This is a genomic window from Pseudoroseicyclus tamaricis (genome assembly GCF_012070395.1).
Taxonomy (GTDB): domain Bacteria; phylum Pseudomonadota; class Alphaproteobacteria; order Rhodobacterales; family Rhodobacteraceae; genus Pseudoroseicyclus_A; species Pseudoroseicyclus_A tamaricis.
Map to the genome: position 1 here is coordinate 778218 of NZ_JAAFYS010000001.1, position 11774 is coordinate 789991.

Consider the following 11774-nt stretch of genomic DNA (forward strand, 5'->3'; position numbering starts at 1 on the left):
CTGACGCCGGAGTGCGCCCGATGTCCCGCTACCTTCCCGCCCTGTCGAGACTGGCCCAGGCCCTCGGGCTGCTCCTCGCGGTGATCGTCCTCAACTTCCTGCTGATCCAGCTGGCCCCCGGTGACCCGGTGGACGTGATCGTGGGAGAGATGGGCGGCGCCTCGGAGGAGGTCATCGCCCTGATGCGGGCCGATTACGGGCTCGACAAGCCGGTGCTGACGCAGCTGGCCATCTACGTGGGCAAGGTGGCGACGGGGGACTTCGGCTACAGCTACTACTTCAACCAGCCCGTCCTCACGCTCATCCTGCAGCGGCTGCCGGCGACGATCCTGCTGGTCCTCTCCGCGCTGAGCATCGCGGTGCTGGCCGGCACGCTCCTCGGCATCTTCTCTGCCCGGCGGCCGAAGGGCCTGCTTTCGCACGCGGTGACAATCTTCTCATTGGCCGGCTACTCGGCGCCCGTCTTCTGGACGGGGCTGATGCTGCTGATCCTCTTCGCCAACGTCTGGCCGATCTTCCCCGTCTCCGGCATGACCAACATCCGCGGCTCCGGCGGGCCGGTGGGCGCGGTGCTCGACGTGGCGCACCACCTCGTGCTGCCGGCCGTGACGCTGGCGACGATCTACATCGCCTCCTATTCCCGCCTCGCCCGCGCCTCGATGCTCGAGGTGCTGGGGGCCGATTACATCCGCACCGCGCGGGCCAAGGGCCTCTCAGAGCGGCGGGTCGTCTACGGCCACGCTTTGCGCAACGCGCTGATCCCGGTCGTGACCATGGTCGGCCTGCAGTTCGGCCAGCTCTTCGCCGGCGCCGTGCTGGTGGAGACGGTGTTCAACTGGCCCGGCCTCGGCCGGCTCGCCTACGAGAGCATCCTGCGACGCGATTACCCGACGCTGCTCGCCATCCTCTTCTTCTCCGCGGTGCTGGTCATGGTGGCCAACGAGCTCACCGACCTCGCCTACCGCAAGATCGACCCGCGCATCGGCGGCGCCTCGCGCCGCCGTCGACGGGCCAAGCCGCAGCCCAAGGGAGCCTCCGCATGAGCCCCGCTGAAGCCACCCGCCGCAGCTCCGTCGCCCCGGCCGTGCCGGCCCGGCCCGATGCCCCGGCGCCCGAACGCCCGGAAGCCGCGCCGCCGGCGGAGGCCCGCGCGGCCCCGCCCGCCGCGCCCCCCGAGGCCCCGGCCGACACGCCGCGGCCGTCGAACCCGGCCAAGGAGTTCGTCCAGGTCTTCCTGCGCAACGGCACCGCCGTCATCGGCTTCGTCCTCCTCGTCCTCATCGCGGTGATGACGTTTGCGGGCCCCGCAATCTACCCGGTGGACCCCTACACGATGGTCGATCTGCCCTTCGCCGAACCTTTCGGCCCCTATGCGCCGCTCGGCACCGATTACCTCGGCCGCGACATCCTCGCCGGCATCATCGAGGGCGGGCGGGCGACGTTGACGGTCGGCGTCACCGCCGCCGTCCTTTCCGTCGTCATCGGCATCCTCGTGGGCGCTCTGGCGGGCTACTTCGGGGGCTGGATGGACCGGTCGCTGATGAAGGTGACGGAGTTCTTCCAGATCCTGCCGGCGCTGATGCTGGCCATGGTGCTGGTGACGATCTTCACCGCCTCGCTGACGACGATCACGCTGGCCATCGGCATCGTCGCCTGGCCGCAGGTGGCGCGGCTGGCCCGGGCGGAGGTGATGCGCATCCGCAAGATGGATTACGTCGCCGCCGCCACCACCGCCGGCGCCCGCGATGCCTACCTGATCTTCCGCGTCATCCTGCCGGGCGCCATGCCGCCGCTCGTCGTCGCTGCCGGGCTCGCCGTCGGCACGGCGATCCTCTTCGAGGCGGGCTTGAGCTTCCTCGGCCTCGGCGACCCCAACACGATGTCCTGGGGCCTGATCATCGGACAGAACCGCAACTACCTGCTCGACGCCTGGTGGACGGTGACCTTTCCCGGCCTCGCCATCTTCCTCACCGTGCTCGGCATCTCGCTCGTCGGCGACGGCATCAACGATGCGCTCAACCCCAAGCTGAGGAGGCGCTGATGGCCCCTGTTCTGGAGATCCGGGACCTTCAGGTCGGCGTAGATACCGGCCGCGAGGTGCTCTCGGTGCTCGACGGCATTTCCCTCTCGCTGGAGCCCGGCCGCACCATCGGCATCGTCGGCGAAAGCGGCTGTGGCAAGTCGATGACGGCGCTGGCGACGATGGGACTGCTGCCCGACCGCTTCGCCATCACCGGCGGGCAGATCCTCTTCGAGGGGGAGGACCTCGCGTCCATGCCTGACCGCCAGCGCCGGCGGCTGCGCGGCAACGCGCTGTCGATGATCTTCCAGGAGCCGATGACAGCGCTCAACCCGGTGCTCACCGTGGGCCGGCAGATCGGCGAGGTGCTGGAGCTGCACCAGGGCCTCTCGGGCCACGAGGCGCGCCAGCGGGCGCTGGACATGCTGCGCGCCGTGCAGATCCCCGCGCCCGAGCGGCGGCTGGACAACTACCCCCACGAGCTGTCGGGGGGCATGCGCCAGCGGGTGATGATCGCCATCGCGCTCGCCTGCCGGCCGAAGCTCATCATCGCCGACGAGCCGACGACGGCACTCGATGTCACCGTGCAGGCGCAGATCTTCCGCCTCCTGCGAGAGCTGCAGGGCGAGACGGACACGGCCATCATGCTCATCACCCACGATCTTGGCGCCGTGGCGGAGATGGCCGACGACGTCGCCGTCTTCTACGCCGGCAAGTGCATCGAGACGGGGCCGGTGGCGCAGATCCTGCAGCACCCCTCGCACCCCTACACGCAAGGCCTGATGGTCTGCACGCCGACGATGCGGCTCGGCGCCGCCGCGCTGGCAGAGAGCCCGCCCGCCCTCGGCGAGATCGCCGGGATCGTGCCTCCGGTCGGCCGCTTCCCCAAGGCCTGCCGCTTCGCCCCGCGCTGCCCGCTCGCCGACGACCGCTGCCGCACGGAGGACCCGCCGCTGCGCGCCCTTGGCGCCGCCCATGCCGCGCTGTGCTGGAAAGCCGAAGAGGAGGCCTTCGCATGACCGAGACCCTGCTGAGCGTCGAGGACCTCAAGGTCCACTTCCCGCTCGCCAGCGGCGACGTGGTGCACGCCGTCGACGGGGTGACCTTCGACGTCGCCCGCGGCGCCTGCTTCGGCATCGTCGGCGAGAGCGGCTCGGGCAAATCCACCGTCGCCCGGGCGCTCATGCGGCTGGAGGACCCGACGGAGGGGCGCATCACCCTCGGGACTGACGAGATCTCGTCCCTCTCCGGCGACAGGCTGCGGGCGCTGCGCCACCGCTTCCAGATGATCTTCCAGGACCCGTATTCCTCTCTTAACCCGCGCCTGCGCGCCGGGCAGGCGGTGCGCGAGCCGCTCGACCTCATGGGCCTCGACATCAAGGGCGGGCGCGAGCAGTGGGTGCGGCAGTGCTTCGCCGACGTGGGCCTGCACCCGGACAGCACGCGCCTCTTCCCCCACCAGTTCTCCGGCGGGCAGCGGCAGCGGCTCTCCATCGCGCGGGCGCTGGCGACGCAGCCGAGCCTGATCGTCTGCGACGAGCCCGTTTCCGCCCTCGACGTCGCCATCCAGGCGCAGATCCTCAACCTTCTCCGCCGCATTCAGCGCGAGAAGTTCCTCACCTTCGTCTTCATCTCCCACGACCTCGCCGTGGTGCAGAACATCTGCACCGAGGTGGCGGTGATGTATCTCGGCGAGTTCGTCGAGCGGGCACCCACGGGGCAGCTCTACGCTGCCGCCAAGCATCCCTACACCTGGTCGCTGATGGCGGCGGCGCTGACGCCCGAGAACAGCCGCCGCGCCGGGGAGCGCTTCACCATCACCGGCGAGCCGCCGAGCCCCATCGACCCGCCGAAGGGCTGCCGCTTCGCCGGCCGCTGCCCTTTCGCCACCGACACATGCGTGGCCGAGAAGCCGGCCATCCGCGACTTCGGCGGCGGCCACACCGTCGCCTGCCACTACGCCGGCGAGCTGACGCCTCCGCTCGAAGAGCTGGCCGCCTGATCCCTCCCCAAGGACGCCCCATGACCACCACCATCTATTCCGCCGCCAAGATCATCACCATGAACCCCTCGCGCCCCGAGGCCACCCACGTGGCCGTGCGCGATGGCCGCATCCTCGGCGTCGGCACGCTGGAGGAGCTGGCGGGCTGGGGCGACCACGAGCTGGACGATCGCTTCGCCGACAAGGTGCTGATGCCCGGCCTCATCGAGGGCCACGCCCACACGATGGAGGGCGCACTCTGGAACTTCACCTATGTCGGCTGGTTCGACCGGATGGACCCGGACGGGAAAACCTGGGACGGCCTGAAGAGCATCGACGACGTCGTCGCTCGCCTCAGCGAGGTCGAGGCGGCGATGGACGACCCGGACGCCCCGCTCCTCGGCTGGGGGCTCGACCCGATCTACATGGACAACGTGCGCATGACGCGCGCCGATCTCGACCGCGTCTCCTCCACCCGCCCCGTCGGCATCCAGCACGCCTCGGGCCACATCCTCAACGTCAACACCAAGGCGCTGGAGCTGGCCGGGATGCTCAAGACCGGCCACAACCACCCCGGCATCCCGCTGGGGGCCGATGGCCTGCCCACCGGCGAGCTGAAGAGCCCCGAGATCATGCTGCCCGTCGGCAAGTACGTGGGCATGGACCGCGCCTTCCTCGCCTCCGACGAGCAGGGGCTGATCAACTACGGGCGCCTTTGCGTGCGCGCGGGTGTGACCACCTCGTCGGACCTCGGCGCCCAGCTGACAGACGAGATCACCGCCATGTTCAAGCGCGTCACCGGCGCGCCCGACTACCCCGCCTGCATCGCCGCCTTCCGCATCGCCATGGGGCTCTCGCCGAAGGACCTTGTCGAGCAGGTGACTGCGCTCAAGGAGCAGAGCACCGACAGGCTGGAACTCGGCCGCATCAAGGTCGTCTCCGACGGCTCGATCCAGGGCTTCTCGGCCCGCCTGCGCTGGCCCGGCTATTACAACGGCGCCCCCAACGGCATGTGGTACATCGCGCCCGAGCAGCTGAGGGAGATCTACACGCTCGCCCTGAAGGCCGGCATCCAGGTGCACACCCACACCAACGGCGACGAGGCCACGCAACTGTGCATCGACACGCTGGAGGCCGCGCTCCGCGACGCGCCCGACCGTGACCACCGTTTCACGCTGCAGCATTGCCAGCTCGCCAGCCAGGAGCAGTTCCGCAAGATGGCGCGGCTGGGGATGGGAGTGAACCTCTTCGCCAACCACCACTACTACTGGGGCGACGAGCATTACCGGCTCACCGTCGGCCCCGAGCGGGCGGAGCGGATGAATGCCTGCCGCTCGGCGCTGGATGAGGGCGTCATCATGGCGATCCACTCCGACGCCCCGGTCACGCCGCTCGGCCCCCTCTTCACCGCCTGGGCCGCCGTCACGCGCCTCACCGCCAGCGGCCGGGTGCAGGGCGAGGCGCAGAAGATCACCGTCGCCGAAGCGCTCTACGCCATCACCATGGGCGCCGCGGTGACGATGAAGATGGACCATCTCATCGGCTCCATCGAGGCCGGCAAGCGCGCCGATTTCGCGGTGCTGGAGGAGGACCCGACGGCGGTCGACCCGATGGCGCTGAAGGACGTGCCGGTCTGGGGCACCGTGCAGGGCGGGCGCGTCTTCGCCGCCTCGGGCATCTGATGGACCTGCCGGTCACGATCATCGGCGGCTACCTTGGCGCCGGAAAGACCAGCCTCGTCAACCACCTCCTTCGCCACAACGAGGGCCAGCGCCTCGCCGTGCTGGTCAACGAATTCGGCGACCTGCCCATCGACGCCGACCTCATCGAGGCGGAGGAGGACGGGCTGATCTCCATCTCCGGCGGCTGCGTCTGCTGCGCCTTCGGCAGCGACCTCATCGGCGCGCTGGAAGACGTGCTGGCGATGGACCCGCGCCCCGACCACCTCTTGATCGAGGCCTCCGGCGTCGCGCTGCCGGCCTCCATCGCGACCACGACGGGGCTGATGGCCGGGATGCGCAGCGATGCCATGCTCGTCCTCGCCGATGCCGACCAGATCCGCCGCAACGCCGCCAACCCCTACCTCGCCGACACGATCGAGCGCCAGCTCGGGCAGGCGGACATGGTGCTTCTGACCAAGCTCGACCTCGTGACGGAGGACGAGCGGGCCGATGTCACCGCCTGGCTGAAGGAGCGGGCGCCCCGCACCCGCCTCCTCCCCGTGACCCGCGGCGAGGTGCCGATCACCGCCGTCCTCGGGTCCATCCCCCTACCAGCCCGCGGCCACCGCCCCGGCGGCGGCGCCCACGGCCTGTTCGAGAGCCTCGTCATGGAGCCGGGCCACCCCCTCGACGCCGCCGCCCTGGCGGAGGCCCTGGCGAAGGAGCCGGGCGTGACGAGAGCGAAGGGGTTCGTTCCGACGTCGGAGGGCATGATGTTGATCCACGTGGTGGGCAACCGCTGCCAGACAGAGCCGGCCTCGGAGGTCCGCGCGCCCGCCGTCGTCTGCATCGGCCTGAAGGGCGAGTTCGATGCGGACCGGGTGAGGGAGGCGTTCGACCGGTGCGCTTTGGCCAGACAGGCGTGAGGGATGGATGTGCTGGTCGCGCCGGCTGGTTGCGAAGTAGGCTGAGATTGTTGCTTGGCTTCGCGGTCGCAGAACAACTCCTCGAGAAGGCCTGAAACGACGCAGCGAAGACGTTTCTGTCGCCGCATAACAAGCCCGACGGCTCGGTCGGTCGACTTTGCCGCCCGCGAACGGCATGCCGTTCGAGCGATCTGCGCTATAGAACGCGGCTGCAGCCGAGGCACCCCAACGCAGCGGGCGGCCCGCTCGAGCCGCCCGCCGAAGTGCCTCCGTCCAGCTCAGCGGCGGGCGCGGGCGTCTTCGGAGAGACCATGTAGGCTTCCTTGGCCTCAATATCGCGGGCCACGCCGATGATCATCATGTCCAGCGGCTCGTCCCCGGTCGCGGAGAAGGCGCGGGACTCGCCGAGGGCGGCGGGGATGGCCCGCCCGGCCATGATCTCCACCGTCTCGTCGTCGATGGTCGCCTCTCCGGTGCCGGAGATCACGTAGAATACCTCGCTCATGTCCTCCTTGCTCACCGGGCCGATGGTGGCCTCGCCTTCGAGCGCCACGCGGTCGACGTAGGACCAGGCGGTGAAGAAGGAGCAGGGGGCGATGGCGCGGTTGTAGATCACCGTGCCGGTGCCGCCGTCGAAGCTCTCGAACTCGCTCTGGGCCGTCGCGATGCTGGTGGAGGCCATGAGCGCGGCCACGGCGCCAAGCGCCATCAAGCGGGTTGTCATCGTCGTCTCCTCCCTGAGAACTGATGGCCGCATCCTCTCAGGCCCCCCGTGGCCCGGCTACGCGACATTCCGCAGGCGATGTGCGCCAAGCCACAGGGCGGGGCGCAGGTCCCGTGGGACTGTGGGAATCGACACAGGCGCGGGGCGAGCAGACGTTGACGCCTCGCGGCGCGGCGTGCCTCATTGCGGGGCAATGGCCTGCCGGGGAGGAGGGGTCTGTCGCGCGAGACGGAATCGGGGCTTTGGGAGAGGCGCCACGATGGGTTTGACGGAGACTTCGATTCACAATTGCAGGCACTCTCGGGGCACACCGACCCGGGCGAGGCCTTTCGCGCGACGGCCGCGTAAATCGCCGAGCTGATCTACTACGATCACTTTGACATCGCGATCATGCTGCCGGACCAGGCGGAGCACGTCTTCTACGAGGTCGGCCCGCGCACCAGCTGGAGCGACCTGCTCCGCAATCCGCTCGCCACCGACCGCAGCCCGGCGCGGCTGCTGATGCTGCGCAAGGTGCCCAACCTGCTGACGGCCGACGCCATGGTGGACCCGCGCTTTCACTGCCGAGTACCAGGCGCTGATGGATATCGCGCTAGGCCTGACGGACAAGTTCATCGCCGAGGTGCGGGGCCACTCGATCCGCGGCGTGCAGAACCGGCTGACGCATCTCTGCGAGACGCTCGACATCATCCAGCAGGATGACGCCCCCGGCCCGCAGAGCTACAATTCCCGCGCGCGCCATCAATCTGGCCGTGCAGCGCGATCACCTACAAGATCCTCAGCGTCGAACAGGACAAGTTCGAGGCCTGGTTCGAGACCCGCAAAGCATGACATCCTGCGAAGGTCGGAGGACCGGCTGGCGCAGGCCAAGGAGAGAGACATGACCCAGTCGCTGCTGAATGCCGACACCCTGCTGCCCACCGATGCCGGGGAGGCGGCCCTCGTCGGGCGCGTCTGGCTGCCCGGGGTGGAGGGGCCCGCCGTCGTGCGGCTGGAGGGCGACCGGCTCATCGACATCACCGCGAGCTTCCCCACAATCTCCGCCCTCTGCGACAGCCCGCAGCCGGCGGAGGCCGCACGGCAGGCCCCGGGGGAGCCGGTGGGGACACTGGCGGACGTGCTTTCCAACACCGGGCCGGACGGCGCGCTGGGCGAGGGGCCGCACCTGCTGGCGCCGGTCGACCTGCAGGCGATCAAGGCGGCGGGGGTGACCTTCGCCGCCTCGATGCTGGAGCGGGTCATCGAGGAGAGGGCCCGCGGCGCGGCCGAGGCGGCGCAGAGCTTCCGGGCGGAGATCGACGCGCTGATCGGCAATGACCTGCGGGCGCTGAAGCCGGGCAGCGAGCAGGCCGAGGCGCTTAAGGCGATGCTGGTCGAGCGCGGTGCCTGGAGCCAGTACCTCGAGGTCGGCATCGGGCCGGACGCGGAGATCTTCACCAAGTCTCAGCCCATGTCCGCCATCGGCGCCGGGGCCGCCGCCGGGCTGCACCCCAAATCCGCCTGGAACAACCCGGAGCCCGAGGTGGTGCTGGCGGTCTCCTCCTTCGGCGCCATCGTCGGCGCGACGCTCGGCAACGACGTGAACCTGCGTGACGTCGAGGGCCGCTCGGCGCTGCTCCTCGGCAAGGCCAAGGACAACAACGCCTCCTGCGCCATCGGGCCGTTCCTGCGGCTTTTCGACGGGGGCTTCTCGCTGGACGACGTGCGCAGCATGGAGATCGCGCTGCATATCGAGGGCGAGGACGGCTTCGAGCTGACGGGCAGCTCCTCGATGGGCGAGATCAGCCGCGACCCGGAGGATCTGGTGGGCCAGATGATCGGCCCGCAGCACCAGTACCCGGACGGCGCGGTGCTCTTCCTCGGCACGATGTTCGCGCCGGTGAAGGACCGCAAGTCCGAGGGCGGCGGCTTCACGCATGACTACGGCGATGTCGTCACGGTCTCGACACCGAAGCTGGGGCGGCTCGTCAACGTCATGCGCGCGAGCAGCGATTGCCCGGCGTGGACGTTCGGGGCAGGGGCGTTGATGCGTAATCTGGCGGGGCGGGGGGTGTTGGGGTAGGGGGCGGCGCTTACACCTCGGCTGGGTAAAGGTGGGTTACGAACCCACACTACGTCGCCCGGAGGATGGGTTTGTAACCCTCCTTCCAAGGGCTCCGCTCCTTCTTGCCCATGCGGCAACAAGGCCGCCGACCAACGTGCGAGGCGGTCGTGTGGGGCGGAGGGCGCGGTGGGTTATAAACCCACCCTACGAGTGCCACCGGCCCCCGCGCCGGCAGCGGCCTGCGGCGACGGCGTTGTCGGTCACCGGGGGGTAGTCGCTGCCCCAGTTGCTGCGGATGAAGGTCATCACGGCCGCGACGGTGTCATCGGAGAGGACGTCGCCGAGGGGCGGCATGCAGCTGTAGCCGTTGACGATGGTCTCGGCGACGTCCCGCGTCTGGCCGAAGAGCGGGTTGTCCTGGAGCGACGGGCCGACGTCGCCGGAGCCGTCGATGGCGTGGCAGCTCGTAGCAGGTGGACATGTAGACGCCGCGAATGGCGTCATGGATGAAGCTCCGGTAGACCGGGTCGCCTTCCGCGATCAGAATGTACTTCTTTGCCATCTCCGCCTTCTTTGTGGAGCCCCGGCCGCTTGCAGGCAGTTGGGCCGAATAGCAACGGCTCTGGTGGTTGGGCTGCTCGTCGGGGGAGCCAGTAATTGGCCCTGTCGCCACCGGGGAAGGTGGACAGACTGCTATCGCAGCCATTTGCAGCCGGTCTGGCTGACATTTGCAGCCGCCTGGTCTTCCGGGCGGCTGCAACTCTACTCAGCTTCTCAGCTGTGGCGGATCTCGGTGCCCAGCACCTTCAGGCATTCGCGCATGAAGGCGGCCAGCGCCGTCCAGCCCTTGGCGGAAACCATGTTGCCGTCGACATAGGCCTCCTTGGGGTCGGCGTCGTAATAGGTGCCGCCGACGGCGACCACCTCGGGCGCGCAGGCGCCGAGGCCGGCGACCGTGCGGCCCTTGAGCACGCCGGGGACGGCCATGAGGATCTGCACGCCGTGGCAGATGGTGAAGATCGGCTTCCCGGTGTCGTGGAAGTGCTTCACGATGGCCTGCACGCGCGGATCGGTGCGGATGTATTCCGGCCCGCGCCCGCCGGCGGCGTAGACGGCATCGTAGCTGTCGAGCTCGGCCTCGGCCTCGGAGAAGGTCTTGTTGATCTCGGCGTTGTGGCCGGGCTTTTCCGTGTAGGTCTGGTGGCCTTCGAAATCGTGCAACGAGGTGGCGATGACCTCGCCGGCACTCTTGTCGGGGCAGACGACGTGAACCGTGTGGCCCACGGCCTCCATCCCCTGCTGGTAGACGTAGATCTCGTATTCCTCGGTGAACTCACCGCACAGCATGAGGATTTTCTTGCCGCTCATCTGCTCTCTCCTGAATTGGGTCGCGGGGTCGCCCGGCCGCATGCCGGCCGGGCGAGAGGTGGGCTCAGAACGGCGAGTCGGGGAAGTAGAACTGCTCGGCGTTCTCGGGCGTGATCAGCGGCGCATCCAGCAGGAAGGAGCCGCGCATCGGCGCCTGGCCGGCGAATTGCGCCGCGGTCATGAACATGGCCGAGGCGATCATCGACGGCGGGTAGGGGGTGGAGATGGGCGTGCGCTCGTCGCCGTCCATCACCATCTCGATCACCTGCTTCATGCCGTTGCCGCCGAGGGCATATTGCACATCCGTCCGCTCGGCCTGGTCGACGGCTTCAAGGACGCCGAGGAGCATGTCGTCATCGTTGGCCCAGACGGCGTCGATGTTGGGGTAGCGGGCGAGGTAGTCCTGCATCAGCGTGAAGGCTTCGTCCTGGTTCCAGTTGGCGTACTGGATGTCGAGGATCTCGATGTTCGACTGGTCGATCACCTCGGTGAAGCCCTGGATGCGCTCGTCGTCGATGACGGTGGGGATGCCGCGCAGGACGACGATCTCGCCCTCGCCGCCGAGCTGCTCGACGAGCCATTCGGCGGTGTTCGCGCCGACGGCGATGTTGTCGCCGGCGACGTAGAGATCCTGGATCGACGGATCGGAGAGGCCGCGGTCCACCACGGTGATGAAGGTGCCGCCCTGGGCGACCGTTTCCACCGGGCCGGTCAGCTCTTCAGAGGTGAAGGGCAGGATGACCAGCGCGTCGAGATCGTTGGTGGCCGACAGATCTTCCAGCGCCGAGACCTGCGCCGTGGCGGAGGAGGCGGTGGAGACGATCACGTCGATGTTCGGGAAAGCCGCTTCGATCTGCTGCTCGGCCTGCTCGGCGTGGTAGACGACGCCGCCGGTCCAGCCGTGGGTGGCGGCGGGGATCGACACGGCGATGGTGTACTCGATGTTCTGCGCGTGTACGGCGGCGCCGGTGGCGGCCCCCGCCACGAGCGTGGCGGCGGACAGCAGCATGCGTGCCCTTGTCGTGTGGATAGTCATGTTTCGTTTCCTCC

General features: G+C 69.0%; 11 protein-coding genes. 7 read left to right on the forward strand and 4 right to left on the reverse strand.

Annotated elements, in window-relative coordinates; genetic code table 11:
• The first annotated feature begins 20 nt into the window (after nucleotides 1-20).
• From GY170_RS03575 to GY170_RS03600, 6 genes are read left to right on the forward strand one after another with little or no spacing between them, the layout of a single operon-like run.
• Entirely contained in the window at nucleotides 21-1043 is a 1023-nt protein-coding gene (locus GY170_RS03575; protein WP_163890012.1) for an ABC transporter permease, read from the forward strand.
• Nucleotides 1040-2041: an ABC transporter permease gene (locus tag GY170_RS03580; protein WP_163890014.1), complete on the forward strand. Its 1002-nt coding sequence runs from the start codon at nucleotides 1040-1042 to the stop codon at nucleotides 2039-2041. Before GY170_RS03575 ends, GY170_RS03580 begins: the two co-directional genes overlap by 4 nt.
• A complete protein-coding gene (locus GY170_RS03585; protein ID WP_163890016.1) occupies nucleotides 2041-3039 on the forward strand; it encodes an ABC transporter ATP-binding protein in 999 nt (332 codons plus the stop codon). Before GY170_RS03580 ends, GY170_RS03585 begins: the two co-directional genes overlap by 1 nt.
• Nucleotides 3036-4022 (forward strand): ABC transporter ATP-binding protein, encoded by a 987-nt coding sequence (locus GY170_RS03590; RefSeq protein WP_163890018.1) that lies wholly within the window; start codon nucleotides 3036-3038, stop codon nucleotides 4020-4022. The genes GY170_RS03585 and GY170_RS03590 overlap by 4 nt, the downstream gene beginning before the upstream one ends.
• A gap of 20 nt (nucleotides 4023-4042) precedes the next feature.
• Entirely contained in the window at nucleotides 4043-5683 is a 1641-nt protein-coding gene (locus GY170_RS03595; RefSeq protein ID WP_163890020.1) for an amidohydrolase, read from the forward strand.
• Nucleotides 5683-6588 carry a CobW family GTP-binding protein gene (locus GY170_RS03600; protein WP_163890022.1) on the forward strand — a complete coding sequence of 302 codons (906 nt, stop codon included), beginning with the start codon at nucleotides 5683-5685 and terminating at the stop codon, nucleotides 6586-6588. Before GY170_RS03595 ends, GY170_RS03600 begins: the two co-directional genes overlap by 1 nt.
• A 196-nt stretch (nucleotides 6589-6784) precedes the next feature.
• Here the strand turns inward: GY170_RS03600 and GY170_RS03605 are convergent, their stop codons facing one another.
• Nucleotides 6785-7312, reverse strand: a complete 528-nt coding sequence (locus GY170_RS03605) for a cupin domain-containing protein (protein WP_163890024.1) — start codon at nucleotides 7310-7312, stop codon at nucleotides 6785-6787.
• A 580-nt stretch (nucleotides 7313-7892) separates the two neighbouring features.
• Between GY170_RS03605 and GY170_RS03610 the strand changes: the two genes are divergently transcribed.
• A complete protein-coding gene (locus GY170_RS03610; protein WP_328799903.1) occupies nucleotides 7893-9374 on the forward strand; it encodes a fumarylacetoacetate hydrolase family protein in 1482 nt (493 codons plus the stop codon).
• Nucleotides 9375-9560: 186 nt separating this feature from the next.
• Here GY170_RS03610 and GY170_RS03615 read toward each other — a convergent pair whose 3' ends face one another.
• The 3 genes from GY170_RS03615 to GY170_RS03625 all read right to left on the reverse strand — a co-directional run bounded on the left by GY170_RS03615 (nucleotide 9561) and on the right by GY170_RS03625 (nucleotide 11760).
• On the reverse strand, nucleotides 9561-9860 hold the full coding sequence (locus GY170_RS03615; RefSeq protein WP_163890026.1) for a c-type cytochrome: 300 nt from the start codon (nucleotides 9858-9860) through the stop codon (nucleotides 9561-9563).
• 270 nt (nucleotides 9861-10130) lie between these two features.
• The gene (locus tag GY170_RS03620; protein ID WP_163890027.1) at nucleotides 10131-10724 is read right to left on the reverse strand and encodes a DJ-1/PfpI family protein; all 594 of its coding nucleotides are present in this window, start codon (nucleotides 10722-10724) and stop codon (nucleotides 10131-10133) included.
• Nucleotides 10725-10788: 64 nt separating this feature from the next.
• The gene (locus GY170_RS03625; RefSeq protein ID WP_163890029.1) at nucleotides 10789-11760 is read right to left on the reverse strand and encodes a substrate-binding domain-containing protein; all 972 of its coding nucleotides are present in this window, start codon (nucleotides 11758-11760) and stop codon (nucleotides 10789-10791) included.
• Between the last annotated feature and the right edge of the window lie 14 nt (nucleotides 11761-11774).

Bases quoted from the DNA above. Each gene is read 5' to 3' on its own strand.
- GY170_RS03575 (WP_163890012.1), top strand. From the start codon at position 21: ATGTCCCGCTACCTTCCCGCCCTGTCGAGACTGGCCCAGGCCCTCGGG.
- GY170_RS03580 (WP_163890014.1), top strand. From the start codon at position 1,040: ATGAGCCCCGCTGAAGCCACCCGCCGCAGCTCCGTCGCCCCGGCCGTG.
- GY170_RS03585 (WP_163890016.1), top strand. From the start codon at position 2,041: ATGGCCCCTGTTCTGGAGATCCGGGACCTTCAGGTCGGCGTAGATACC.
- GY170_RS03590 (WP_163890018.1), top strand. From the start codon at position 3,036: ATGACCGAGACCCTGCTGAGCGTCGAGGACCTCAAGGTCCACTTCCCG.
- GY170_RS03595 (WP_163890020.1), top strand. From the start codon at position 4,043: ATGACCACCACCATCTATTCCGCCGCCAAGATCATCACCATGAACCCC.
- GY170_RS03600 (WP_163890022.1), top strand. From the start codon at position 5,683: ATGGACCTGCCGGTCACGATCATCGGCGGCTACCTTGGCGCCGGAAAG.
- GY170_RS03605 (WP_163890024.1), bottom strand. From the start codon at position 7,312: ATGACAACCCGCTTGATGGCGCTTGGCGCCGTGGCCGCGCTCATGGCC.
- GY170_RS03610 (WP_328799903.1), top strand. From the start codon at position 7,893: ATGGATATCGCGCTAGGCCTGACGGACAAGTTCATCGCCGAGGTGCGG.
- GY170_RS03615 (WP_163890026.1), bottom strand. From the start codon at position 9,860: ATGACGCCATTCGCGGCGTCTACATGTCCACCTGCTACGAGCTGCCAC.
- GY170_RS03620 (WP_163890027.1), bottom strand. From the start codon at position 10,724: ATGAGCGGCAAGAAAATCCTCATGCTGTGCGGTGAGTTCACCGAGGAA.
- GY170_RS03625 (WP_163890029.1), bottom strand. From the start codon at position 11,760: ATGACTATCCACACGACAAGGGCACGCATGCTGCTGTCCGCCGCCACG.